The following is a 25,267-nucleotide window of genomic DNA, read 5'->3' on the forward strand; positions in this document are numbered from 1 at the left end:
GACTGAACGAACGGGGCTCCACCTTCGGGTGGGGTCCCGTTCGTCGTTCCCGCATCGAGTCGGGCGGGCACGTCACGGGCGGCCGCGCGACGAGGCCGAGGAGTAGCGTCGGGGTCATGGCCGGACCGCTCGAAGACCTGCTCGCAATCACCCACCCGATCGTGCTCGGGCCGTTCGGCGGGCTCTCGTCGGTCGAGCTCACCGCCACCGTCAGCGCGCTCGGCGGGCTCGGGTCGTATGGGCTGTACGGTTACGACGCCGACCGCATCAGCGACACGATCGCAGCGCTCCACACGGCGACGCACCGCCCGTTCGCCGTGAACCTCTGGCTGCCGACCGGAGACGAGGTCGCACCGGGCGATCTCGACCTCGGCCCCGCACGCGACGCCATCGCACCACTGTTCGCGGAGCTGGGCCTCGCACCGCCCGCGCCGCCGACGGAGTTCCTGCCCGACATCGAGGCGCAGCTCACGGCGGTCCTGGATGCCGCGCCGGCAGCACTGAGCGTCGTCTACGGAGCGCCGTCGCGGCTCATCGTGGATGCCGCCCACAACCGCGGAATCCGCGTCATCGGCACCGCCACGACCGTCGCCGAGGCGCTCGCGCTCGAAGCCGCCGGCGTCGACGTGATCGTGGCCAGCGGGGCGGAGGCCGCGGGCCACCGCGTGTCGTTCCTCGCGCCACCGGAGGACTCCCTCGTCGGAACCTTCGCCCTCGTGCCGCAGGTGGTCGACGCCGTCTCGGTGCCCGTCGTCGCCGCCGGCGGGATCGCCGATCGCCGGGGCGTCGCGGCAGCACTGGCGCTCGGCGCGGCCGGCGTGGTGGTCGGCACGGCGTTCCTCGGCACGCGGCAGTCCGCTGCGACCCCGGCCCACCGCGCGGCGATCGTCGCGTCGAGCGACACCGGCACCGTGCTCACGCGGGCGATGAGCGGGCGCCTGGCCCGTGGCATCCCGAATCACGCGATGCGCACGATCGAGGCCTCCGGCGTGATCGCGCCGTTCCCCGCTCAGAACTGGCTCACCGGACTCTTCCGCGCCGAGGCCGGCCGCCGCGGCGAGGGGGACCTGGTGTCGCTGTGGGCAGGGCAGGCGGCGGCGCTGGCGACCAGCGACGACGCCGCCGAGGTGTTCGCCGACCTGGTGGCCGGTCTCCCCGGCTGACCTCCCGGGTCACGCCGTCGGGAGAACCTCGAACGAGGACTGCTCCTGGAGTGGAGCATCCGTCACCGTCGCCGCGTCCACGCGCGACCCGGGCGGGCCCCCGGCCATCCACGCGAGCACCTCGTCGACCTCGGCGGCGCCGCCCTGAACCTCTGCCTCGACACTCCCGTCGTGCCGGTTGCGCACCCAGCCGCTCACTCCTGCTTCGCGCGCGATGATGCGCATCGTGTAGCGATAGCCGACGCCCTGGACGTCGCCGCGGACGATGACATGCACGCGCTTCATGTCTCCATCGTGCCGCGGTGGGGCTGCGCAGCGCGAGGGAGACCTGGCAGGATGCCCGCATGGGCACCGTCGACGACTACCTGCAGGGGCTGGATGCTGCCGACCGCGCCGCGATCGCGCGCGTGTACGAGATCGCACGCGAGGTGGTGCCCGAGGCCGAGCAGGGTCTCGGCTACGGCATGCCTGCTCTCGTGCACCGCGGAAAGCCGCTGATCTCGGTCAAGCGCACGCAGAAGCACATCGGCGTCTACCCGTTCAGCCCCGAAGCGGTGAGCGCCGTCGCGGATGCCGTCGGCCGGGTCCCTGCGACGGGTCTCGACAAGGGCACGGTGCGCTTCCAGCCGGAGCATCCGCTGCCGGCCGACGTGGTGCGTGCGCTCGTCACCGCCCGCCGGAGCCAGATCGAAGGGTGACGCCGCGCGCTCAGTGCGGCAGCACGAGGCTGACGCCGAGCGCGATCATCACCACGGCGATCACCGCGTCGAGGATGCGCCACGAGCGCGGCGAGCCCAGCCAGCGGCCGAGCCACCGAGCTCCCAGCGCGAGCCCGAAGAACCACACGATGCTCGCGGTCACCGCGCCGATCGCGAACACCCAGCGCTCGTCGCCGTGCGTGTTCGCGACGGTTCCGAGCAGGAACACGGTGTCGAGGTACACGTGCGGGTTCAGCCAGGTGAGCGCGAGGCACGTCAGCACGAGCGTCGACACCCGCGAGCGCGACGCCGTGGCCAGAGCGGGTGCGGGGGGAGCGGAGGCGACGGATGCCGTCGGCGACGCAGCGGGGCCACTCGCCGCACGGGCACCCGGTGCACCCGCCGGGGCATCGGCGGCGACGGTCAGTGCGCCGGCCGCGGGGCGCCATGCCCGCCGGGCGGCGAGCAGCCCGTAGCCGACGAGGAACGCGGCGCCTGCCCAGCGCACCGCGTCGACCAGCCAGGGGACGGCGTGAAGGACCAACCCCACACCCGAGACGCCCAGCACGATGAGCACGGCGTCGGATGCCGCGCAGATGGCGGCGACGAGGACGACGTGCTCGCGGCGGAGACCTTGGCGCAGCACGAAGAGGTTCTGCGCGCCGATCGCGACGATGAGCGAGAGGCCGAGGCCGAGGCCGGCGAAGAGGGACGGGAGCACGTCCTCGAGGCTAGGGCGGTTCTCGTGATCAGCCCAGTTCACGATTCTGACGATGCGTAAGCTGTGCTTATGGCGCGCATCCCCTTCGACCTGGCCGAGACGCTCGCCGCGGTCGTCGACGAGGGCACGCTCGATGCGGCCGCCGCCCGACTGCACGTGACGCCGTCTGCGGTGAGCCAGCGCGTCAAGGCTCTGGAGCAGCAGCTCGGGCAGGTGCTGCTCGTGCGCTCGAAACCCGCCCGGCTCACCGATGCCGGTGCGGCGGTCGTGCGCCTGTCGCGGCAGGCGGCGCTGCTCGAGCACGACACCCTCGCGCAGCTCGGCGCCGGCACGGACAGCGCGCGGGCGACCGTGTCGCTGGCCGTCAACGCCGACTCGCTCGCGACCTGGTTCCTCTCCCCGCTCGCCGCGCTGGGGGAGCGGCATCCGGTCGTCTTCGATCTGCACCGCGACGACCAGGACTTCACGGCTGGGCTGCTCACCTCGGGCACGGTGATGGCGGCGGTGACCTCGCAGGCCGCACCCGTCGCCGGGTGCCGCGTCGACGCGCTCGGGCTGATGCGGTACGAGGCGGTCGCCACGCCGGCATTCGTCTCGCGCTGGCTCGGCGGGGGAGCGACGGCCGAGGCGCTCGCGGTCGCCCCGGTGATCGACTTCGACCGCCGCGACGAGCTGCAGACCCGCTGGCTGCGTGCGCAGGGCGTCGATGCGTCGCTGCCTCCGCGTCACCGCGTTCCCGCATCGAACGACTTCGCCGCGGCGACCCGACTCGGGCTCGGGTGGGCCCTCCTGCCGGCGCTCCAGTCGGCGGATGCCCTCGCGTCAGGCGAACTCGTCACCCTCGGGGGCGCCGCGGTCGACGTCCCCCTCTACTGGCAGCAGTGGAATCTGCACTCGACCCTGCTCGACGCGGTCGCGGGGGCGGTCGTGGCCGAGGGGCGCCGCGTGCTCGGCGCCGTCAGTCGTCGCTGACCCGCAGCACGATCTTGCCGCGGGTGTGACCCTGCTCGAGCTCGGTGTGCGCGTCCTGCGCATCGCCGAGGTCGAACACGCGGTCGACGTACACCTGGATCGCGTTGGAGTCGAGCAGGCGGCCGATCGTGGCGAGCGCACCGCCGTCGGGGATCACCTTGTACGACGTCGCGCGCACCCCCGCCGCGGCGGCGGCCTCGGCGAAGCCGGGCCACGAGCCGGTGGGGACCACGATGTACAGGCCGCCCGGGCGCAGCACGCCGAGCGAGCGCGATCCGGTGTGATCGACGCCCTCGCCCACGAGGTCGATCACGACGTCGACCTCGCCGACGACCTCTTCGAAGCGCGTCGTGGTGTAGTCGACGACGACGGATGCTCCCATCTCGCGGAGCCACGCGGAGTTGCGGCCGGAGCCGGTCACCGTGACGTGGGCACCGAAGTACGCGGCGATCTGTACCGCGAAGTGGCCCACGCCGCCGCTGCCGGCGTGGATCAGCACCCGCTGACCCTCGTGCGCGTGAGCGGTCTCGACGACGAGCCCCCAGGCGGTGAGGGCGGCGAGCGGCACGCCGGCCGCCTCGACGTGCGAGAGCGAGGCGGGCTTGCGGGCGACCGACAGCGTCGGCGCGACGACGTACTCGGCGTAGCTGCCGGGGGAGCGGGGGAACGAAGCCATCCCGAACACGGGCGTGCCGGGCGGGAACGGATGCGACTCGTAGGGGCTCTTCACCACGATGCCGCTGAAGTCGTACCCGAGGGTGGCGGGGAGCGCAGACACTGCGCCGTGCACGCCCGTGCCCGAGCGGGTCTTGGCGTCGATCGGGTTGACGCCCGCGGCGACCACGCGCACGAGGAGCTCGCTCAGCACCGGCGCGGGCACCGGCACCGTCGCCTCGTGAAGGGCATCGACGCCGCCCGGCGCGTCGTAGACGATCGCGCGCATCGCTTCGGGCGGTTCGGGCATCGCGACCGGTTCGTCGGCGGTGGTCTGTGCAGATCGCAGCGGCCGGAATCTCATGGTCGCTCCCTTCCACGTGCGTGTCGTCATCGGCAGCACTCGTTGCTACGCAAACAGTCAACCGCGCGAATGTCTCGCACGTGTTACGCCGGTGCTACCGCGTGCGAAAGAGCGCCCGTCCGGTCGTCGACGAGCGCTCTTTCACGGGATGCCTGGCGTCAGATCGCCGGGTTCTCACCGGCCGTCAGGGCGTGGAGCAGTCGGGTGAGGTTGCGGATGTCGTCGATCGGCCACTCCTCCAGCGCATCCACCAGCGAACTCTCCTGCGGCGCGCGGGCGGCGGCCAGACGCTCGAGACCCACGGTCGTGGGGGAGAGCAGGCTCGATCGGCCGTCGGAGGGATCCGGTGTGCGCTCGACGAGCCCGAGCTGCTCGAGTTCGCGGACCGTTCGGCTGATCTGGCCCTTGTCCGACATGAGGGACTCGGCCAGCGCCGAGAGCGTGATCGACTCGCGCCGCACGATCGTGGTGAACACCTTGTATGCGCCCGGCAGCATGCCCGGGCTGACGCGGTGGGCGTTCTCGCTGATGATCCGGCGGAAGCGGTTGATCAGCTCGCCGAACTCCGCCTCGAGGGCGCGCACCGCGTCGGTGCGCGCCAGTCGGGTGTCGTCGGAGGCCATCGCGATCGACATTAGCGGGGTGAGACGGATGCGTCGTCAGCCGCGTCGGCGGATGCGGAGCCGGAGTCGGCCGTCATCGTGCGCACGGTGCCCGTCGCCGTCACGGCATCCATGCCCTGCGGCACGGACACGGTCGCGAGGTCCGCCTCGCTCGCACGCATCCGCTCACTGGTCGTCATGCGGGTCAGCGATGCGTTCGGGAGGAACACGATCGCGATCAGGCTGATGACGGCGAACGGCACGGCGATGAGGAACGAGTGCGAGATGCCCTGCGCGTAGATGTCCTCGAAGATCACGCGGACGACCTCGGGCATCGACGACACCTGCGGGAGCGTGCCGCTCTGGATCTGCTCCGCGATCTCGGCACCGCCGGCGCCGAGGCTCACGATGGCGGCGGTCAGCTGCTCCTTGGCGTCCGACAGCAGGTCGGTGACGCTGGATGCCAGTGCGGCGCCCATGACGGAGACGCCGATCGTACCGCCGAGGCTGCGGAAGAAGGTGACGCCCGAGCTTGCGACGCCGATCTCGCTCGGGCTCGACGTGTTCTGCACGACGAGCACGAGGTTCTGCATGGTCATGCCCACGCCCGCGCCGAGAAGGAACATGTACAGCGAGACCAGCGCGAAGTTGGTGTCGTAGTGGATCGTCGAGAGCAGGTACGAGCCTGCGATGAGGAACACGCTGCCGACGATGAGGTAGGGCTTCCAGTGCCCGAACCGCGTGATGAGCGCGCCGACGCCGATCGACGAGAGCAGCAGGCCGGCGATCATCGGGATGGTCATGAGCCCGGCCTCGGTCGGGGTGGCGCCGCGAGCGAGCTGCATGTACTGGCTGAGGAACACCGAGGCGCCGAACATCGCGATGCCGGTCGCGATCGACGCGATGACGGCGAGCGTGAACGTGCGGTTGCGGAACAGCGACAGCGGGATGAGGGGCTCCTTCGAGCGGAGCTCGACGACGATGAACAGCGCCGTGGCGACGATCGCCCCGCCGACCATGAGGATCGTCTCGGTGCTCCACCAGTCGAAGGAGTCGCCGGCGAGCGTCACCCAGATGAGCAGGAGCGACACCGCAGCCGACAGCAGGATGATGCCGATGTAGTCGATGTTCACCTTGCGCTGGACGCGAGCGGGCAGGTGGAGCGTGCGCTGCAGGATGATGAGCGCCAGGACCGCGAAGGGGATCGACACGTAGAAGTTCCAGCGCCATCCGAGGGTGTCGGTGATGAGACCGCCGAGGAGCGGGCCGCCGACTGTGGCGACCGCCATGACGGCGCCGAACAGGCCCATGTACCGGCCGCGCTCACGCGGGCTCATGATGTCGGCCATGATCACCTGGCTGAGGGCGGCGAGGCCGCCGGCGCCGAGGCCCTGCACCGCGCGCCACGCGATCATCGTTCCGGGGTCCTGTGAGAACCCGGCTGCCGCCGTCGCGAGGACGAAGATGACGATCGCGATCTGGATGAGCAGCTTGCGGTTGTACAGGTCGGAGAGCTTGCCCCAGATCGGGGTCGAGATCGCCGTGGTCAGGAGGGTCGCGGTGACGACCCAGGTGAACGCCGCCTGGTCGCCGTCGAGGTCGTGGATGATGACGGGGAGCGACGTGGAGACGACGGTCGATGCGAGCATCGACACGAACATCCCGAGGAGGAGTCCGGACAGTGCCGGGAGGACGCCCCGGCGTGGGCCGGCGGTCTCCTGCACGGGGGAAGAGGGCGTGGACATGCGGTTCCTTCGAGTGAGGATTCTGGGAGGGTGTGCGGCAACGACGGCGCAAGATGGTTGACGTGCGTCAACAGTTGAGATCGGTCAACTATATGGCAATCGTTGATGTGAGTCAACTATTCCCGCCGGTGCGAAGCCGGATCGCTGCGGGTGCTCGCCGGCGGCACGGCGCGGGCCGGCGGTACTGAGTCGGCTGGCTTCAGCCGGACGTGCTCAGTCGGCGAGCTTCAGCCGGGCGCGCTCAGTCGGCGAGCGCGAGTGCGCGGAACGGCTGGCGCGGCGCCGTGGGCTGCGGCATCCGCTCGCCCGTCGCGGGGAGGGAGCGGCCGGTGGTGCGCTGGTACAGCTCGTCGATGAGCGCCGTCGCGAGGCCGACCAGTCTGCCGATCTCGACCTCGTCGCGGTCGACCCACGCGCACCGCGGCTCGTCTCCGACCGGCACGAAGTCGTCGTGCTGCTCCCACGCCACGAGTGTGCGTTCGGCCCCCAGCACGTGCTGCTGCCACCACACCTGACGCAGATACGAGCGCGGGATGCTGCGCCACGACTTGTTCGTCGTCTTGATCTCGGCCAGGAGCACCCGCCCGCCCTCGTCGACGGCGATGCCGTCGGGCGTCGCGAGGTGGCGCTTCTCGACCACGGCGTGGAAGAGGGCGGACGAGGGCTGGATGCCGTGCGTCGCAGCCACCCAGGCGGCGATCTCGGGCTCGCGGGCGCGCCCGTGCGCGGTGAAGGCGTTGCCCGAGAACCCCGAGCCCATCAGCTTCGCGTCGGCTGCCCGGGCGATGGCGTTCTCACTGGTGAGGGTCGCGACATCCGTCGCCGTGATCCCGCGGGAGCGTGCTCGCACCCACGCCACCCGGTCGCGGGAGTCGGCGACGATGCGGGCGGCGAGCTCAGGGGAACGTGCGGCGAGCTCGGGTGTCACCGTTCGAGGGTAACCCCGCCTCCCGACGCCCACCGCAGCGACGCTCCGCAGGGGGTTGCGATCCGCGCTCACGGTGGCATCCTCGGGAACATGGACACCCTCACGAACGACGACTTCCGTGCTTTCCCCGGGGTCGACGACTGGCGTCCGCGCATCACCGGCGCGTTCGCCCTGTTCCGCACCGGCAGCTTCGCGACCGGATCGCAGCTGTTTGCGGCGATCGCCGAGCTCGCCGATGCGGCCGACCATCATCCCGATGTCGACGTGCGCTACGCGACGGTGCGGGTGCGGCTCGTCACGCACTCCGCGGGCGGTCTGACGGCGAAGGATGCCGCGCTCGCCGCGCAGATCTCCGAAGCCGCGCGCGAGCTCGACGTGCGCGCCGAGACCGAGCGGATGAACGACCTCATGTTCGCCGTCGCGACCCCCGACCCCGACGCCGTCGTGCCGTTCTGGAAGGCCGCGACCGGATTCGACGAGGTCGCCGACGGCGTGCTCTTCGACACCGACGGGCGCGGGCCGCTCATCTGGTTCCAGCATGTCGACAAGCCGCTGCGCGGGCGTTCGCACCTCGATGTCAACGCGCCGCGCGATGTGATCGAGGAGCGCCTCGAGGCGGCGGTCGCCGCCGGCGGCGTGGTCGTCGACGACTCGCACGCTCCGCGCTGGTGGACGCTGGCCGACGCCGACGGCCACCGGATCGACCTCAGCCCCTGGCGCGGCTGACGAGGACGATCGGCCCCGATTTGGCGGACGCGGGCCGGTCACGTAAACTTGTCGGAGCCAAAGACCGCCGGTCATCATCACGCGTGCAAACGTGTGAGATCGAAGCACTGCAGTTGCAGAGGCCCGCGCAGGTGTCACGAACTTCTCCCAGATTCGGGAATCCAGCTCCGTGCGCTTGCGCCGGAGCTTTTCTGTTGTCGCAGTGAAGCGACCAGATGATCACGGTGCCGAGGCGGCGCCCCGCCATCGCGGAGCGTCTCGTAGACACACTTCGCGGGATCCGTCCCGCGAGGCGACAAGGAGTGACCATGGCGCAGAAGGATGCATCGGTCGCCGAGCTCACGAAGAATTTCGAGAACTCGAACGCCGTCCTGCTTACCGAGTACCGCGGTCTGACGGTTGCCCAGCTCAAGCAGCTGCGCAACACGATCCGTCAGGACGCGGAATACGCCGTGGTGAAGAACACGCTGACCAAGATCGCCGCGAACAACGCGGGGATCACGGCGCTGGACGACGACCTCAAGGGTCCGTCGGCCATCGCATTCGTGCACGGTGACTTCGTCGCCACTGCCAAGGCTCTGCGTGACTTCGCCAAGGCCAACCCGCTTCTCGTGATCAAGGGCGGTGTTTTCGAGGGCAACGCCCTCGACGCCGCTGAGGTCGACAAGTACGCCTCGCTCGAGAGCCGTGAGGTTCTGCTGGCGAAGGCTGCGGGCATGATGAAGGCCACGATGGGCAAGGCTGCGGCCACCATCGATGCTCTTCGCGAGAAGCTCGAGACCGCCGAGGCCGCGTAAGCGTCCGGCGATTTCCTCACCACAAACCCCATCTATCTAGGAGATACATCATGGCGAAGCTCACCACTGAGGAGCTGCTTCAGCAGTTCGCCGACCTGACCCTCGTCGAGCTCAGCGAGTTCGTGAAGGCGTTCGAGGAGAAGTTCGACGTCACCGCTGCTGCTCCCGTCGCCGTTGCCGGCGCCGCGGGCGGCGCAGGCGCTGCCGAGGCCGAGGAGGAGAAGGACTCGTTCGACGTCATCCTCGAGGCTGCCGGCGACAAGAAGATCCAGGTCATCAAGACGGTCCGCGAGCTCACCTCGCTCGGCCTCGGCGAGGCGAAGGCTGTCGTCGACGGCGCTCCCAAGGCCGTGCTCGAGGGCGCGAACAAGGAGACCGCCGAGAAGGCCAAGGCCGCTCTCGAAGAGGCCGGCGCGACGGTTACCCTCAAGTAATCCCGCGCTGCATCTCGCAGCGATCCACGAAGGCCCCGCATGCTCCGGCATGCGGGGCCTTCGTCATGCCGTCACCTTCTCCGCTCACCACCAGCCGGTCGGAGATTGCGCATGCTGAGATAGCCCATTCTCACGGTCCGGTAACGGATGATCCTTGATTTTCCGGGACTGCTTGCATCGATAGCCGGTGCCTGCTAGAAAGAGAATGCGCATTCCAGAAAGCGCATTCTCACATCGAAGACGATGACCGGAGGACACACGGTGACGACGACGCACCACTCGATCAGCAGGGCCCGCACCTGCACCGGGGTGGCGACATGAGCGCTCTCGGGGAGCTCGGAAAGCTCAAGACGGCCAAGAGCGACGGCAAGAAGCAGAACAAGACGGCGTTCCTGTTCCTCCTTCCGTGGTTCATCGGGCTCGTGCTGGTCACGATCGGCCCGATGGTCGCCTCGTTCGGCCTGTCGTTCACGCGCTACAACCTGCTGAGCCCGCCCAAGTGGATCGGCTTCCAGAACTTCGCGCGCATGCTCGAGGACGAGCGGCTGTGGACGTCGCTCCAGGTGACGTTCACATACGTGTTCGTCTCGCTCCCGCTGCAGCTCGCGGTGGCGCTGTTCCTCGCCATCGTGCTCGACCGGGGTCTGCGCGGCCTGGCGTTCTACCGCTCGGTGTTCTACCTGCCGTCGCTGCTCGGTGCGAGTGTCGCGATCGCGATCCTCTGGCGCCAGATCTTCGGCACCGAGGGGCTCGTCAACCAGGTGCTCGCCGTGTTCGGGATCGAGGGGCAGGGCTGGATCTCGAGCCCCGACACCGCCCTCGGCACCCTCATGATCCTCAACGTCTGGACGTTCGGCTCTCCGATGGTGATCTTCCTCGCGGGCCTGCGTCAGATCCCGACGATGTACTACGAGGCGGCAGACGTCGACGGTGCGAGCCGGCGGCAGCAGCTCTTCCGCATCACGATCCCGCTCCTGACGCCGATCATCTTCTTCAACGCCGTCCTGCAGCTGATCGGCACGTTCCAGTCCTTCACCCAGGCGTACATCGTCTCGGGGGGCACGGGCGGGCCGGTGGATTCGACGCTCTTCTACACGCTGTACCTCTACGACCAGGGGTTCCGCAGCTACAACATGGGCTACGCCTCGGCCATGGCCTGGCTCCTGCTCGTGATCATCGGTGTTCTGACGGTCCTGATGTTCTGGACCTCGAGGTATTGGGTTTTCTACGATGACCAAGATTGACGACGCGCCCGTGTCCGCGCCCCTGGCAACCGAGACGATCGTCACCGGTCGCCGTGCCGTGCCCCGCCGACGGAGCCCGTTCCGCAAGCCCCTGGCGAGCGTGATCCGTCACGGACTGCTGATCCTGCTCGCGGTGGGCATGCTGTACCCCGTGATCTGGATGGTCGTCAGCTCGCTGCGGCCGAACGACGAGATCTTCCGCGACCCGAGCATCATCCCCGACAGCTTCGAGATCTCGAACTACACCGACGGCTGGACCGCCCTCGCGGCCCCGTTCGGCGCCTACATGTGGAACTCCGCGGTGATCGTGCTCGGCTGCATCATCGGAAACCTGGTGTCGTGCTCGATGGCGGCCTACGCGTTCGCCCGTCTGCACTTCAGCGGCAAGCGGTTCTGGTTCGCGGTGATGCTGCTGAGCATCATGCTCCCGATCCACGTGATCATCGTTCCGCAGTACGTGCTGTTCTCGCAGCTCGGGTGGGTCAACACCTTCCTGCCGCTGATCGTGCCGAAGCTCCTCGCGACCGACGCGTTCTTCATCTTCCTGATGGTGCAGTTCATCCGCGGCATCCCGAAGGAGCTCGACGAGGCAGCCCGCATCGACGGGGCCGGCCACCCGCGCATCTTCCTGCAGATCATCCTGCCGCTGATGGTGCCGGCGCTCGCGACCACCGCGATCTTCACCTTCATCTGGACGTGGAACGACTTCTTCTCGCAGCTGATCTTCCTCACCAAGCCCGAGCTGTACACCGTGCCCCTGGCGCTGCGCTCGTTCGAAGACGCGCAGAGCAGCACCAACTACGCGCAGATGTTCGCGATGAGCGTCGTCTCGCTCATCCCGATCTTCCTGATCTTCCTGTTCGGCCAGCGGTTCCTCATCAAGGGGATCGCGACCACGGGAATCAAGTGACGGCCCGTCGTCACTGAGTCCTTCGCGGGCCTCGGCCCACCCTCATCACACGCACCACCCTTCACACCCACACGACGACTTCGGTCGAAAGGAATGAAAGACATGCGACGCACCAGAAGCGCACAGCGCTGGTTGATGCTCACCTCTGTCGGCGCAGCGACGGCGCTCGCGCTGACCGCATGCGCCGGGTCAGCGGAGACCCCCAGCACTGCACCCACGCTGTCCGACGAGCCCGTGACCCTCACCTTCACCTGGTGGGGCAACGACGTGCGCCACGGCATCACGGAGGAGCTCATCGCGGCCTTCGAGGCCGAGCACGAGAACATCACCATCGAGCCGCAGTTCACCGACTGGGCCGGCTACTGGGACAAGCTGGCCACGACGGTCGCAGCCGGCGATGCGCCCGACATCATCCAGATGGATGAGAAGCAGCTGTCGACCTATGCCGCGAACGGCGTGCTCCTCGACCTCGGAACCCTCGGCGAGGGACTCCCGACGTCGGACTTCCCCGAGGCCGTGCTCGGCACGGGTGCGCTCGACGGAACGCAGTACGGGGTCCCGGTGGGCATCAACACCTACACCTACATGGCGAACGCCGACGTGCTCGCCGACCTCGGCATCGAACTCCCCGACGACGAGACGTGGACGTGGGATGACCTCAACGCGATCGCCGAAGAGGTCAGCGCGGCCGGCGGCGGAACCGTGGTCGGATCGCAGTCGTGGGGCTTCGAGGACGGCGGACTGAACAACTGGCTGCGTCAGAACGGCGAGTCGCTGTTCGCCGAGGACGGCTCGCCCGAGGTCGCTGCGACCGAGGCGACCCTCGCGGCGTGGTGGCAGAACCTGCTCGACGTGACCGAGGCGGGCGGCACCCCTGAGCCGTCTGCGACGATCGAGCGCGAGTCGGCAGGTCTGGCAGAGTCGTTCACCGCGACCAACCAGTCGGCGTTCGGTCCGTGGTGGTCGAACCAGGTGGCGGCGCTGCGTGAGGCGAGCGGTCAGAACCTCGTGCCGCTGCGCGTCCCGACCCTCGAGGGCGGCGACGACGGCGCGGCGTACTACAAGCCGTCGATGTTCTGGTCGGCCTCGGCGAAGACCGAGCACCCCGGCGAGGTCGCACTGTTCCTCGACTTCCTGGCCAACAGCGAGGAAGCGGCCGATCTGCTGCTCGCCGAGCGCGGTGTGCCCGCCAACGAGAAGATCCGCGAGTACATCACCCCCAAGCTCGACGAGGTCAACCAGGAGGTCGTGGACTTCCTCGACCTGATCGCCCCGCGCGTCGGCGACGCGCCGCCGGCCACGCCCCCGGGCGGTGGCGCGATCGAGACCATCATCGACCAGCAGACCCAGCGTGTGCTGTTCGGCGAGGCCACCCCGGAGCAGGCCGCGGCCGACTTCATCGAGGAGCTGCAGCGCGCCCTCGACGACGCCGCGATCTGAGGACCGATGGGCGGGCGGTGAGACCCCGGACGCCGCCCGCCCATCCACCAGACGCCCGGGATCGGATCGAAGTGATGAGGGGTCCGATCCCGGGTGGCACCCGAAAGGGGTGGCGCTGAATGCGCCCCCCGCGCCCCGTCACGCCCACAATTGACACAGGAAGGAGTCCCGGTTGACCGAGGTCACGTCGCGCCCCATCACGATGGCGCAGGTCGCGCAGCACGCAGGAGTCTCGCAGGCATCCGTATCGCGAGTGCTCAACGGTGTCGCCACCGTCGACCCTGCGATCGTGGCGAAGGTCAACCGCGCGGTGGCGGCGCTGAACTACTCGCCCAGTGAGGCTGCCCGCAGCCTCGTGCGGGGGAGCAGCCACACGATCGCCCTGCTCGTCCCCGACCTCGAGAACCCGCTGTTCCAGGGCGTGCTCAAGGGGCTCACCATGGCGGCAGTGCGCGAGGGCTATCGCGTGCTCGTCGCCGACAGCGCCGAGGCCGTCGGCGTCGAGGCCGAGATCGCGAGCGAGGCGCGCAGCAAGTGCGACGCCCTCGTGCTCGTCTCGCCCCGCATGCCCGATGCCGAGCTGCGCGACCTCATCCAGCGCACCGCGCCCGTGGTCGTGGTGAACCGCCGCGTCGACGCGCCGGCCGCTCAGCTGTCGGTCGACTACGTCTCGGCGGTCAAGGAGCTGGCGATGCATCTGCACGGCTTCGGCCACCGCCGCATCGCCTACGTGGCCGGCCCCGCGCTCAGCTATGCCAACGAGCAGCGGGCACTGGGCCTCGGCGAGGTGGCGCGCGAGCATCCGGAGCTGGAATTCCTCACGATTTCGGCGGGATCGAGCATGGAGGCGGGTTACGACGCCGCCGACGCCGTGCTCGAAACGGGGGCCACCGCCGCGATCGCCTTCAACGACCTCGTCGCCCTCGGGCTGCTCTCGCGCCTGCGCGAGGTCGGGGTCGGCGTCCCCGAGCAACTGTCCATCGTCGGGATCGATGACATCCCGCAGTCACGTTTTGCCGCCCCGCCGCTGACGACGATGTCGGTGCCGCGGATCGAGATCGGGCGGCAGGCTTGGAATCGCATGCGTCAAGCACTGGACGGCGAGAACGCCGACCACCCCCTCTTCTATCGTCCCGTCCTCGTTCCCCGATCGAGTTCGGGCCCCGCCTCGCACGCGAGCGGCTGGGTCGGCCCCGCCCGGCCCGTGCTCCGACTCGGCTCGACCGTCGTCGCGCAGTACGACGAAGGCACGACCGTCGACTCGGTGCTCTCGCCGCGCCCGTTCCTCGACGCGGTGATCTCGCGTCAGGGCACGCCGCTGACGGTGACCGAGCCGACGGATCACCCGCATCACCTCGGGGTGAGCCTCGCCATCGCCGATGTGAACGGCACGTCGTACTGGGGCGGCCGCACCTACGTGCGCGGCGAAGGCTCGGTCATGGTCCCCAACCACGGCCGTCAGCGTCGTGATCGGCTGCACATCGACGGGCACTCGCTCGACGAGCGCCTCAGCTGGGTGGACCACAACGGCGTCACGCAGCTCGTCGAGGTGCGTCAACTCGAGTCGGCCGAGCTCGACGGCGGCTGGGCGCTGCGCTGGCGCAGTCACCTGAAGGCGACGCTCGACGCGATCACCTTCGGATCCCCGGCCACGAACGGCCGCGAAGGCGCGGGCTACGGCGGCATCTTCTGGCGGTTCGCCCCCGAGATCGCGCGGGTGTTCAGCCCGGCCGGCGACACCGAGCGCGCCGTGCACGGAGCTGCGACCCCGTGGGTGGCGTTCACGTTCCCCGAGCGGGGGAGCACCGTCATCCTCGCGCAGGGCGGCGACGAGCAGATGCCGTGGTTCGTGCGGTTCGCCGAATACCTCGGAGCCGGGCCGTCGGTGGCGTGGGATGAGGCGCGCACCCTCCCCGAGGGCGGCGAGCTGAACCTCGAGCTCACGGCGTTCGTCCTCGATGAGGAACTCGCCGATGCCGCGGCCGTCGAGCGCGCTCTGCCGTCGCTGCGCGAGCAGTCCGGCCTGTGAGCGACCCCCTGCGGATCGGCATCGCCGGCGTGCACGGCCACGGCCGGTCGCACGTCGAGGCGGCGCTGTCGCTCGGTGACGCGGTCGACCTGGCCGCCGTCGCCGATCCCCGCGGACCGGGAGAGGTTCCGAGCACGACGCGCCATTTCGCGGATGCGGCGGCGATGATCGCCGACGAGAGCCTCGACATCGTGGTGCTGAGCACTCCGATCCCGACGCACGCCGAGCTCACCATCGCCGCGCTCGGTCGCGGCTCCCATGTGCTGCTCGAGAAGCCGCCGGTGCCGTCGGTGTCCGACCATCACGCGGTCGTCGACGCGGCGACGGCGTCGGCGCGCACGGTGCAGGTCGGCTTCCAGTCGCTCGGCAGCGACGGGGTGCAGGCGACGGTCGATGCAGCCGCGTCGGGTGTGATCGGCGATGTGGTCCACTACGGCGCCGTCGGGCTGTGGTCGCGGTCGGAGGAGTACTGGCGCCGGGCGCCGTGGGCCGGCCACCGGGTGCTCGACGGCCGCCTGGTCGCCGACGGGGCGGTGACGAACCCCCTCGCGCACGCACTGATGACGGCGCTCGCGATCGCCGGGGCGGAGCATCCGGATGCCGTCGCCGATGTCGATCTCGACCTGCGGCGCGCCAACGACATCGCGGCCGACGACACCTCGTCGCTCGTCGTGACCCTCGCCGACGGGCGACGGATCGCGGCCGGGCTAGCCGTCACCGCCCCGCGGCGCCACGAGCCGTACGTGCTCGTGCGCGGCACGCGCGGCCACCTCGTCTACCACTACACGCTCGACCTCCTCCACGTGTTCCGCGACGGCTCGGCCCTGCCGCGCACGTACGAGTTCGCGCGTCGCGGTCTGCTCGCCGACCTGGTCGCGCACGCCAGCACGGGCACGCCCGCCGCCGTTCCGATCGCCCGTACGGGAGCGTTCACGGGCATCCTCGAGGCCGTCGTCTCGGGCCCCGAGCCACTGCCGATCGCGGCATCGCTCATCACACGCGTGCAGCACGACGCGGAGTGGTTCCGCCTCGTCGACGGGGTCGGGGATGCCGTCGAGCGCGTCGCGTGGGAGGGGCGGACCTTCCGCGGCCTCGGCCTCCTCTGACGCCCTGCTGCCGTTGCAGCGACGGCTCGAGCGGGCGTGAGCGTCAGGTGCGCCGGCGCGACGCGCCGACGATGGCGGATGCCGCGTCACTGACCGCGGCGGTGGAGTTGCGCACGACGAGTCGGGGCGCCTCGAGCAGGTGCCGCGGGGGCGCGACCTCGCCGGCCAGCATGTCGAGGAGCAGTCGGGCGGCGGTGCGGCCCTGCTCGTCGGGACGCTGCTGGAGGGTCGTGAGCGCGAACATGTCGGCGTAGCTGTGGTCGTCGATGCCGACGACGCTCAGATGCTCGGGCACGCGCACGCCGAGGCGACGCGCGGCGATCATGGCGCCGACCGCGACCTCGTCGCAGACACCGACCAGCGCCGACGGGCGGGTGCGGCGATCCGCGAGCATCTCGACCGCGGCGCCGTAGCCGCCCGGGAGGCTGACCTCGCACGGGATGTGTCGTGCAGCCGCGCCGAGGCCGGCATCCGTCATCGCCGACCGGTACCCGAGCAGCCGCTCACCGTCGCCGACGCTGGTGCGCCGGCCGTCGGGGTCGCCCCCGAGGATCACGACGTCGGTGTGGCCGAGCCCGAGGAGATGCTCGGTCGCGATGCGCGCGGCGGCCCGGTCGTCGATGGAGATCGACATCGCGCCACCGTCGTGGCCGACGCTCACGATCGGGCGAGCGAACGCCGCCAGCTGCTCGCGCTCGGTCTCATCGGGCTCGACGCCGACCGCGATGAGACCGTCGAACCGCTTTCGGGCGAGGGAGTGCGCGAACATGCGGCGGCGTGAGTCGGAGCCCGGGGGAGCGCAGCACAGCACCAGGTCGTATCCGTCGGTGAGGAGGGCCGACTGGATGCCCTCGACGACGCTCGCGAAGAACCAGCGGTCCAGGGACGGGACCATCACGCCGACCGTGTTGGTTCGCCCGGTGGCAAGACTCACCGCCCACATCGTCGGCACGTAGCCGAGGGCGCTCGCTGCTGCGCGGACGCGCGCTCGCGTCTCGTCGGAGACGTACCCGCTGCCGGTCAGCGCACGCGACGCCGTGGACTTCGACACGCCCGCGCTCCGCGCCACATCGGCGATGCCCGCCATGGCGCCTCCTCCTGCTCCGCCGTCATTGGCCTGCGCATTGTGGAACCGGTTCCTTGTGCCCTGTGACAGACCTGAGCGGACCGGTGCCAGCACACAGTACCGGGTTATCGACTTGTGATCCAGGGTGATTGTGCGCGAATGGTGCATCGCCTAGCGTGTGCATGGAATCGGTTCCCGAGATCACTCGCCTGCGGAGTCCGAGCAATATGGCTCCGCACGCTCAATGAGGAGGCAGACCATGAAAGCAATGCGATCGCACCGTCGCACATCGCTCGTGCTGGGGGTGACGGCCGTCGCGGCGCTGGCGCTCGCCGGCTGCGCCGAAGGCGGAGACAGCGGCGACAGCGATTCGGTCGAAGGCGAGACCGTCGAGATCTCGGGAGGCATCACCGGGACCGAGGCGGATGCGCTGCAGTCGACGTTCGACGCGTTCACCGAAGACACCGGCATCATCGTCAAGTACACCGGCGACAAGGGCTTCGAGGGCAACATCGTCACCAAGGTCGCCGGCGGCAACGCCCCCGACATCGCAATCGTGCCGCAGCCGGGCCTTCTTCGTGCCCTCGTCGACACGGGCGAGGCCAAGCCCGCGCCCGACGGCGTGGTCGCGAACGTCGAGGCGAACTGGTCGCCGTCGTGGAAGGAGTACGGCACCGTCGACGACACGTTCTACTCGGCTCCGATGCTCGGAAACATCAAGGGCTACGTCTGGTACTCGCCCAAGAAGTTCGCCGAATGGGGCGTCGAGGTGCCGACCACCTGGGACGAGATGATGACGCTCGCGACGACCATCAGCGAGAAGACCGGCGAACCCGCGTGGTGCGCCGGCTTCGCATCGGGCGATGCGAGCGGCTGGCCGGGCACGGACTGGATCGAGGACCTCGTGCTCCGCCAGGCGGGCACCGAGGTCTACGACAGCTGGGCGGCGGGCGAGACCCCGTTCACCGACCCCGACATCGCCGAGGCCTTCGACACGGTGGGGACGATCCTGCTCGATCCCGAGATGGTCAATGCCGGATTCGGCGACGTGACGAGCATCAACTCCACGGCGTTCGCCGATGTCGCGGCGAAGGTCGCCGACGGCTCGTGCGCGCTGACCCACCAGGCGTCCTTCCTCACGGCCAACTTCCTCACCGTGCAGACGGCCGACGGAGCGACGCCCGAGGTCGAGGCCGACGGCGACGTGTACGCGTTCGTGCTCCCCGGCTTCGAAGAGGAGCTGAGCGCGGTCGAGGTCGGCGGCGAGTTCGTCACCGGCTTCTCCGACGACGCTGCGACCGTCGCGGTGCTCGAGTACATGTCGACGCCCGAGTGGGCCGACGCTCGAGTCGAACTGGGCGGGGCGATCTCGGCGAACATCAACGCCGATCCGTCCCTCGCATCGAGCCAGTTCCTCACCGACGCGATGGAGCTCCTCCAGAGCCCCGACGCCCGATTCGACGCCTCCGACCTCATGCCGGCCACGGTCGGCTCGGGATCGTTCTGGCGCGGAATGGTCAACTGGATCGACGGCCGTCCGACCGAGCAGGTGCTGGAAGACATCCAGGCCGGCTACGACGACTGAGTCCCGGCCGGCCCTCCCGCGTGCCCACGGCACACGGGAGGGCCGGCCACCCTCCGGACCACCCATCCACTCTCCTCCGTGAGCAGAAGGGCACCTCATGTCGGACACCGCAACGACGACGTCGCAGACCGACGCCGAACAGGCACCACCACCGGGCCCGCGCAAGGTCCACTCGCAGGCGACGACGCGCATCGTCGTCACGGTCGGATTCGCCGCGATCGCGGCGCTGATCATCTTCCTGCTGATGGGAACGCCGCAGCCCGACGCCCGGCCGGTGTCGCTGGGGTTCTCGCTCAACTCGTTCTTCGTCTGGATCGGCGGACTGGGCCCGATCCTGCAGATCCCGATCGTCCTGGCCGCGTTCGCCGTCGTCGTCGTGGTGCTCCTCGTGCTCGTCGAGTACGCGCCCCGCAGTGGCACGCGCTACTTCTGGCTGCGACTGATCTCGTGCTTCGCGATCCCCTTCCTCGCGATGATGCTGCTGCGGCCCTACCAGAACGCGGTGATCTACGTCATCCTGATCGCCCTGATCTCGGGCGGTCTGCTGTTCTACGCGGACTACCGCGCCCGTGAGGGGGCGGGCTACCTCTACCAGCGGTTCCTGTTCCTCACCCCGGCGCTGGTGATGCTGCTGATCGGCCTGATCTACCCGGCGATCGCGACCATCATCCAGTCGTTCTTCGACAAGACGGGCGAGGAGTTCGTCGGCCTCGAGAACTACGTCTGGGCGTTCACGAACCCCGAGGGCTTCTGGTCGGTGGTCAACTCGATCATCTGGGCGCTGTTCGCCCCGATCTTCGCGACGGTGGTCGGACTCGCCTACGCCGCGTTCATCGACCGGGCGCGCGGTGAGCGTCTACTGAAGGTGTTCGTCTTCATGCCCTTCGCGATCGCGCCGGTGAGCGCCGGGATCATCTTCAAGTTCGTCTACGACTACCGGCAGGGCGATCAGATCGGCCTCCTGAACGCGATCGTCGTCGCATTCGGCGGAGAGCCGGTGCCGTGGCTCGACACCACGCCGTTCGTCAACACGTTCCTGCTGCTGTTCGTGTTCGTGTGGGCGCAGACCGGATTCGCGATGGTCATCCTCTCGGCGGCGATCAAGGCGATCCCCGACGAGCAGCTCGAAGCCGCCCAGCTCGACGGGGCGAGCGCGTGGCAGCGGTTCCGCAACGTGACGATCCCCGGCATCCGCACCTCACTGGTCGTCGTGCTCACCACCGTCACGATCTTCGCCCTCAAGGTGTACGACATCGTCGCGGTGATGACCGGCGGCCGCTCGAACTCGAGCGTGCTCGGCTTCGAGATGGTCAACCAGCAGCAGCGGTTCCAGAGCTACGGGCACGCCGCGGCGCTGGCGGTGCTGCTGTTCATCTTCGTGTCGCCCTTGATCATCTACAACATCGTCCAACTCCGCAGGCAAAGGCAGGTGCGATGATGACCGCCACCCAAGCGATCACCACGTCGGACCCCCAGTTCGACAAGGCTGCGGCCCGCCGGGTCGCGCGCGAGACCCGCCGTCACGAGGCGCAGGCCCGCAAGCGACTGACCTCGCCCGTGGCGACGATCGTCGCGATCGCCATCGCGCTGCTGTGGACGATCCCGACACTCGGGCTCCTCATCACCTCGTTCCGCCCGGGCGCCGACTCGTCGAGCACGGGGTGGTGGACGGTGTTCACCAACCCGGACTTCACGCTCGGCAACTACCAGGAGGCGCTCACCGCGGGCGGCACGGCGCTGACGCTCGGTCAGTCGTTCCTGAACTCGCTCGCCATCACGATCCCGGCGACCCTCATCCCGATCGCGCTGGCGACGTTCGCGGCGTATGCCTTCGCGTGGATCGATTTCAAGGGGCGCACGTGGATGTTCGTGGCGATCTTCGCGCTGCAGATCGTGCCGATCCAGATGGCGCTGGTGCCGCTGCTGTCGATGTTCTCCCGTGGGCTGGAGATCGGCGAGGTCGGGATCTTCCCCGGCTTCTCGCTGCGCGACGTCGACCACAGCTTCGCGACGGTGTGGATCGCGCACTCGATCTTCGGGCTGCCGCTGGCGATCTTCCTGCTCCACAACTTCATGGCCGAGATCCCGGGCGACGTGATCGAGGCTGCGCGGGTGGACGGCGCCGGTCACGGACAGGTGTTCTTCCGCATCATCGTGCCGCTGTCGATGCCGGTGATCGCCTCGTTCGCGATCTTCCAGTTCATCTGGGTGTGGAACGACCTGCTCGTCGCGACGATATTCGCGCCGACATCGTCGCTGCCCATGACCCAGACGCTGAACTCGCTGTCGGGCTCCTGGGGCGACAGATGGTATCTGCAGTCGGCGGGCGCGTTCCTGCTGCTGATCGTGCCGCTGGTCGTCTTCTTCGCACTGCAGCGGTTCTTCGTTCGCGGACTGCTCGCCGGAGCGACGAAGGGGTGACCCAGGAGTGACGGATGCCGCGGCGTCGCGCGTGACGGATGCCGCGGCTCCGCACCTCGTGCAGACCCGCGGTCGGCAGCGGTTCAGCCGGTGCAGCCCAGGCGGGCCTGCATCGACTGCATGGCCGCGATCTCGGAGGTCTGACCGGCCTTGATCGCCTCGGCGACCTGCAGCGCCCGCTTGTCGGAGCCGAGTTCGAGCAGCGCTTCGGCCATGGGCACGGCGCCTTCGTGGTGGCGGATCATGAGCTCGAGGAAGAGGCAGTCGGCAGCCTGGCCGTCGGCCTGGGCGAGGGCATCGAGCTCGGCATCCGTGGCCATGCCCATCGCCGCTTCGGCCTCGTCGTCGGTGAGGGCCTCGTCGGTCACACCGTGATCGTGCCCGGCATCCGATGACGACATCCACTGCATCATCGGGCCGCCCTGGCGGGGGAGTCCCCACTTGACCAGCCAGTCGTACATCTCGCCGCGCTGCCCGGCCTGGCCGGTGGCGATGTCGTACGACAGTGCGCGCAGGTCCTCGTCGTCGGTCTTGCGGTAGATCTCCATCGCCATGGCGATCGCCTGGGCGTGGTGCACCTGCATGTCGCGCGAGAAGCCCGCCTCGGGCGACGTGGTGCCGGGGGTCGACGCCTCGCCCTGCGAGCCGAACGTCGAGAACCGACCCACTGCGAACGCGAGCCCGGCGATGAGCACGAGGGCGACGACGACGAGCCACCAGGTGCTGCGGCCCGTCGGCGTGGGAGTCGTCGCCGACCCGTCGGTCATGGGGAGTCCTACTGCTTGCCGGCCGCGTCGAGGCCGCCGCTGCACGCGGCGCCCGGCTCGGGGGCGTTGGTGCTCTGCCAGAACGCGGTGATGAACTCGTCGATGCGCTCGTCGTCGGCCGAGTCGACCTTGAGCTGCGCGTTCCAGGCGCTGACGGCGATGGGGGTGTCCATGCCCTCGTACGGCGAGAGGATCGTGTACGTCGACGGAAGCTTCGCGTCGAGGGCGGCGATGTCGCCCTCCGACACCTGGGCGGGGTCGTAGGTCACCCACACCGCGCCGTGCTCGAGCGAGTGCACGGCGTTCACGTTCGGAACCGGCTCGGTGTAGACGCCGCAGTTCAGCCAGATCGCGTTGTGGTCGCCGCCGGCGGGAGGCGTCTGCTCGTACGCGACGTCGCCGTCGACGTGGTTCGCCGTGTGCTCGAACGTCTCGACGCCGGTGATGGCGGAGGCGTCGCTGTCGCCGCGCTCGCGCGGCTGCGGTGCGAAGACGATCGACGCCACGATGAGGGCGACGACGAGGAGCGTGGCGGTGATGCCGACCGTCCACCAGACGATCTTGCCGCGGCGGCGCTTGGCGAGCTGGCGCTGGTACTCGGCCAGCTTCTCCTGCTTCTTCTGCTCGCGCTGCTGCTTGACGGTCAGGTTGATCGTGGCCTGCGTGGCGGGGTTGCCGCTCGCGCGCTTGTCGGACGGGCGCTGTGATGTCGGGGTCATGGTGTGATCTCGGCTCTCGGTGCCCGCACGGGGCGATGGGTCGGGTGCCCTGTCATCCTATGCGAGCGAATGCGCTTCGGGCCTGGGAGGAGGCCGAGCGGATGCCGGAGGAAAGCGGCATCCGCTACCATTGAGGCCGGACATCCGAATCGATTCGACGGTTCGCCTCTCCGCATCTCACCCCTCTTCGCCGCCGAGCGCCCGCCGACATCCGGCCCGTGGCCCGGCCGATCGCCGCTGAAACGAAACGTCTGTGCTCGATACATCACCTGTCCCCACGCGCAACTCCGAGAACCACCCCACGCCCGCTGCCGGCGAGGCACACCGCTCCACGGCGACGGGGGCGATCCGCACGCTCGGGCCGAACCCGGCCACCGCGCCGATCGTGCTCCACCCCGGCGACTCCATCTCCGGTCGTCGCCGCGTGCTCTACATCGTGCTCCTGGGCGCGCTCACCGCGCTCGGCCCCTTCACGATCGACCTCTACCTGCCGGCGTTCCCCACGCTCGAGGCCGACTTCCAGACGACGGCCGCCGCCATCCAGCTCACCCTCACCGGCACGATGCTCGGCTTCGCGCTCGGTCAGCTGATCGTCGGGCCGCTCTCCGACAAGGTCGGGCGCCGTGTGCCCCTGGTCTCGGTGACCGCGCTGCACGTGGTCGCGAGCATCGCGGCATCCCTCGCTCCGACGCTCGAGCTCCTCTCGATCGCCCGGGTGTTCCAGGGCGCGGGCGCCGCTGCCGGCGGCGTCGTGGCCGCCGCGATCGTGCGCGACCTGTTCGGCGGCCGACGACTCGTGGTGATGCTCTCGCGCCTCGCGCTCGTCTCGGGCGTCGCCCCGGTGCTCGCGCCGCTCGTCGGCTCGGCGCTCCTGCTGGTCATGCCCTGGCGTGGCGTCTTCGTCGTGCTCGCCGTGTACGGCGCGGTCATGCTCATCTCGGCGATCCTCTTCATCCCCGAGACGCTGCCGCCCGCCCGTCGCCACGACAAGGGCGCGACGACGGTGTGGCAGCGATACCGCAGCGTCTTCAGCGACCGTGTGTTCATCGGCGTGCTGATCATCGGCGGCATGACCTTCTCGGGCCTGTTCTCATACCTCTCGAGCTCGCCGTTCCTCTTCCAGGGCACATACGGATTCGACCCCCAGCAGTACGGCATCCTCTTCGCCGTGAACTCGCTCGGTGTGGTCATCGGCGTGCAGACGGCATCGCGACTTGCCGCACGATTCGGCCCGCAGTGGGTGCTGGCGTTCTCGACCGCGGTGCTCGTGGCCGCGGCATCCGCCCTCATCATCACCGACCAGCTGGGCCTCGGCCTGTGGGGCACGATCGTGCCGCTGTTCGTCTTCATGACCGCCTGCGGGTTCACCTTCCCGTGTGTGCAGGTGCTCGCGCTCGACCGCCACGGCAAGGCAGCGGGGACCGCGCAGTCGATCATCGGCGCGACCAACTTCGGTGTGGCGGGGATCATCTCTCCGCTCGTCGGCTGGATCGCCCGCGACGCCGGGATCACGGCCACCACGATGGCGACCGTGATGGTCGGCTGCGCCCTCATCGGCGTGCTCTCGCTCTGGCTGATCGTGCGCCCGCGCACGGTCGAGCGTCTCGCCCCCTGAGCCGGGTGGCTGAGGCCGGCGGTCTCGGGGTGCCGGCGGTCTGGGTACCGCCGTCGGGAGGTCAGGACGAGCGCACCGGCTGCAGCCGGAACACCCGCACGGTGCGACCCGACGCGCGCTCGTAGCCGCGGTAGCGCGGCCACTGGCGCTCGATCGCGAGCCACGCCTGTTCGCGCTCGTCGTCGGGGAGGAGCGTGGCGTGCACGTGCATCGTGCGACCGCGGACCGAGATCGTCGCGTCGGGATGCGCGAGGAGGTTCGCGGACCACGCCGGATGCCTCTCGCCGGCGAAGTTCGAGCCGGCGACGAGCGCCCGGCCGTGCCCGTCCGGCGTGTACATCAGCACCGCGTCGCGGGGCTCGCCGGACTTCGCGCCGACCGTGTGGAGCACGAGCGACGGCACGAGGATGCCGCTGACCTGCAGCCTGCCGCCCGAGAGGCGCGCGAGGATGCGCTCGAGCACAGGCAGCACGTGCGGCGCGACGCGGCGGAACACGCGCGTCTGCGTGAGCGGCGCCACCAGCGCCCGGACGACCGCGACGGTACGGGACATGGGGCCAT

25 protein-coding genes are annotated in these 25,267 nt (G+C 69.5%); 15 read left to right on the plus strand and 10 right to left on the minus strand.

Annotated elements, in window-relative coordinates:
• The first annotated feature begins 116 nt into the window (after positions 1-116).
• Positions 117-1,163: an NAD(P)H-dependent flavin oxidoreductase gene (locus JOD63_RS02245; RefSeq protein ID WP_045277268.1), complete on the plus strand. Its 1,047-nt coding sequence runs from the start codon at positions 117-119 to the stop codon at positions 1,161-1,163.
• Positions 1,164-1,172: 9 nt separating this feature from the next.
• Here the strand turns inward: JOD63_RS02245 and JOD63_RS02250 are convergent, their stop codons facing one another.
• Positions 1,173-1,448, minus strand: coding sequence for an acylphosphatase (locus JOD63_RS02250; RefSeq protein ID WP_045277269.1), 276 nt, complete (start codon positions 1,446-1,448; stop codon positions 1,173-1,175).
• A 59-nt stretch (positions 1,449-1,507) separates the two neighbouring features.
• Between JOD63_RS02250 and JOD63_RS02255 the strand changes: the two genes are divergently transcribed.
• Entirely contained in the window at positions 1,508-1,861 is a 354-nt protein-coding gene (locus JOD63_RS02255; protein WP_045277270.1) for an iron chaperone, read from the plus strand.
• A gap of 10 nt (positions 1,862-1,871) precedes the next feature.
• Here JOD63_RS02255 and JOD63_RS02260 read toward each other — a convergent pair whose 3' ends face one another.
• On the minus strand, positions 1,872-2,582 hold the full coding sequence (locus JOD63_RS02260; protein ID WP_084613825.1) for a LysE/ArgO family amino acid transporter: 711 nt from the start codon (positions 2,580-2,582) through the stop codon (positions 1,872-1,874).
• Between the two features lie 69 nt (positions 2,583-2,651).
• On the opposite strand from JOD63_RS02260, the gene JOD63_RS02265 reads away from it, so the two are divergent.
• Entirely contained in the window at positions 2,652-3,554 is a 903-nt protein-coding gene (locus JOD63_RS02265) for a LysR family transcriptional regulator ArgP (RefSeq protein ID WP_045277272.1), read from the plus strand.
• Here the strand turns inward: JOD63_RS02265 and JOD63_RS02270 are convergent.
• The 4 genes from JOD63_RS02270 to JOD63_RS02285 form a co-directional block, all read right to left on the minus strand.
• Complete coding sequence (locus JOD63_RS02270; RefSeq protein WP_045277424.1) at positions 3,541-4,572, minus strand: NADP-dependent oxidoreductase; 1,032 nt, start codon at positions 4,570-4,572, stop codon at positions 3,541-3,543. The genes JOD63_RS02265 and JOD63_RS02270 overlap by 14 nt on opposite strands.
• Positions 4,573-4,730: 158 nt before the next feature.
• Complete coding sequence (locus tag JOD63_RS02275) at positions 4,731-5,195, minus strand: MarR family winged helix-turn-helix transcriptional regulator (protein WP_245243868.1); 465 nt, start codon at positions 5,193-5,195, stop codon at positions 4,731-4,733.
• A gap of 11 nt (positions 5,196-5,206) precedes the next feature.
• On the minus strand, positions 5,207-6,919 hold the full coding sequence (locus JOD63_RS02280; protein ID WP_045277274.1) for an MDR family MFS transporter: 1,713 nt from the start codon (positions 6,917-6,919) through the stop codon (positions 5,207-5,209).
• Between the two features lie 241 nt (positions 6,920-7,160).
• A complete protein-coding gene (locus JOD63_RS02285) occupies positions 7,161-7,847 on the minus strand; it encodes a YqaJ viral recombinase family protein (RefSeq protein ID WP_045277275.1) in 687 nt (228 codons plus the stop codon).
• A 90-nt stretch (positions 7,848-7,937) separates the two neighbouring features.
• On the opposite strand from JOD63_RS02285, the gene JOD63_RS02290 reads away from it, so the two are divergent.
• The 8 genes from JOD63_RS02290 (at position 7,938) to JOD63_RS02325 (ending at position 16,533) form a co-directional block, all read left to right on the plus strand.
• Positions 7,938-8,573 carry a VOC family protein gene (locus tag JOD63_RS02290; protein ID WP_045277276.1) on the plus strand — a complete coding sequence of 212 codons (636 nt, stop codon included), beginning with the start codon at positions 7,938-7,940 and terminating at the stop codon, positions 8,571-8,573.
• A 308-nt stretch (positions 8,574-8,881) separates the two neighbouring features.
• Complete coding sequence (rplJ, locus tag JOD63_RS02295; protein WP_045277277.1) at positions 8,882-9,370, plus strand: 50S ribosomal protein L10; 489 nt, start codon at positions 8,882-8,884, stop codon at positions 9,368-9,370.
• A 50-nt stretch (positions 9,371-9,420) separates the two neighbouring features.
• Positions 9,421-9,804, plus strand: a complete 384-nt coding sequence (rplL, locus tag JOD63_RS02300; protein WP_045277278.1) for a 50S ribosomal protein L7/L12 — start codon at positions 9,421-9,423, stop codon at positions 9,802-9,804.
• 317 nt (positions 9,805-10,121) lie between these two features.
• Complete coding sequence (locus JOD63_RS02305; protein ID WP_045277279.1) at positions 10,122-11,048, plus strand: carbohydrate ABC transporter permease; 927 nt, start codon at positions 10,122-10,124, stop codon at positions 11,046-11,048.
• Positions 11,049-11,187: 139 nt separating this feature from the next.
• Complete coding sequence (locus JOD63_RS02310; protein ID WP_245244108.1) at positions 11,188-11,958, plus strand: carbohydrate ABC transporter permease; 771 nt, start codon at positions 11,188-11,190, stop codon at positions 11,956-11,958.
• 102 nt (positions 11,959-12,060) lie between these two features.
• On the plus strand, positions 12,061-13,398 hold the full coding sequence (locus JOD63_RS02315; RefSeq protein WP_052682641.1) for an ABC transporter substrate-binding protein: 1,338 nt from the start codon (positions 12,061-12,063) through the stop codon (positions 13,396-13,398).
• 172 nt (positions 13,399-13,570) lie between these two features.
• Positions 13,571-15,427 carry a DUF6807 family protein gene (locus JOD63_RS02320; RefSeq protein ID WP_211088030.1) on the plus strand — a complete coding sequence of 619 codons (1,857 nt, stop codon included), beginning with the start codon at positions 13,571-13,573 and terminating at the stop codon, positions 15,425-15,427.
• The gene (locus JOD63_RS02325; protein ID WP_045277281.1) at positions 15,424-16,533 is read left to right on the plus strand and encodes a Gfo/Idh/MocA family protein; all 1,110 of its coding nucleotides are present in this window, start codon (positions 15,424-15,426) and stop codon (positions 16,531-16,533) included. The genes JOD63_RS02320 and JOD63_RS02325 overlap by 4 nt, the downstream gene beginning before the upstream one ends.
• A 43-nt stretch (positions 16,534-16,576) precedes the next feature.
• Here the strand turns inward: JOD63_RS02325 and JOD63_RS02330 are convergent, their stop codons facing one another.
• A complete protein-coding gene (locus JOD63_RS02330; RefSeq protein WP_045277282.1) occupies positions 16,577-17,620 on the minus strand; it encodes a LacI family DNA-binding transcriptional regulator in 1,044 nt (347 codons plus the stop codon).
• Positions 17,621-17,858: 238 nt separating this feature from the next.
• On the opposite strand from JOD63_RS02330, the gene JOD63_RS02335 reads away from it, so the two are divergent.
• The 3 genes from JOD63_RS02335 to JOD63_RS02345 all read left to right on the plus strand — a co-directional run bounded on the left by JOD63_RS02335 (position 17,859) and on the right by JOD63_RS02345 (position 21,605).
• Positions 17,859-19,184 carry an ABC transporter substrate-binding protein gene (locus JOD63_RS02335; RefSeq protein ID WP_084613781.1) on the plus strand — a complete coding sequence of 442 codons (1,326 nt, stop codon included), beginning with the start codon at positions 17,859-17,861 and terminating at the stop codon, positions 19,182-19,184.
• A 97-nt stretch (positions 19,185-19,281) separates the two neighbouring features.
• Positions 19,282-20,622, plus strand: a complete 1,341-nt coding sequence (locus tag JOD63_RS02340; protein ID WP_045277284.1) for a carbohydrate ABC transporter permease — start codon at positions 19,282-19,284, stop codon at positions 20,620-20,622.
• Entirely contained in the window at positions 20,622-21,605 is a 984-nt protein-coding gene (locus JOD63_RS02345) for a carbohydrate ABC transporter permease (RefSeq protein WP_045277427.1), read from the plus strand. The genes JOD63_RS02340 and JOD63_RS02345 overlap by 1 nt, the downstream gene beginning before the upstream one ends.
• An 83-nt stretch (positions 21,606-21,688) precedes the next feature.
• On the opposite strand, the gene JOD63_RS02350 is transcribed toward JOD63_RS02345, so the two are convergent.
• A complete protein-coding gene (locus tag JOD63_RS02350; protein ID WP_045277285.1) occupies positions 21,689-22,372 on the minus strand; it encodes a DUF305 domain-containing protein in 684 nt (227 codons plus the stop codon).
• 8 nt (positions 22,373-22,380) lie between these two features.
• Complete coding sequence (locus JOD63_RS02355) at positions 22,381-23,091, minus strand: DUF3105 domain-containing protein (RefSeq protein ID WP_045277286.1); 711 nt, start codon at positions 23,089-23,091, stop codon at positions 22,381-22,383.
• Positions 23,092-23,344: 253 nt separating this feature from the next.
• Between JOD63_RS02355 and JOD63_RS02360 the strand changes: the two genes are divergently transcribed.
• Positions 23,345-24,706: a multidrug effflux MFS transporter gene (locus JOD63_RS02360; protein WP_157004076.1), complete on the plus strand. Its 1,362-nt coding sequence runs from the start codon at positions 23,345-23,347 to the stop codon at positions 24,704-24,706.
• Between the two features lie 61 nt (positions 24,707-24,767).
• Here the strand turns inward: JOD63_RS02360 and JOD63_RS02365 are convergent, their stop codons facing one another.
• On the minus strand, positions 24,768-25,259 hold the full coding sequence (locus JOD63_RS02365) for a nitroreductase family deazaflavin-dependent oxidoreductase (protein WP_045277287.1): 492 nt from the start codon (positions 25,257-25,259) through the stop codon (positions 24,768-24,770).
• Positions 25,260-25,267: the final 8 nt, after the last annotated feature.

Source organism: Microbacterium terrae (assembly GCF_017831975.1).
Classification (GTDB): Bacteria; Actinomycetota; Actinomycetes; order Actinomycetales; family Microbacteriaceae; genus Microbacterium; species Microbacterium terrae.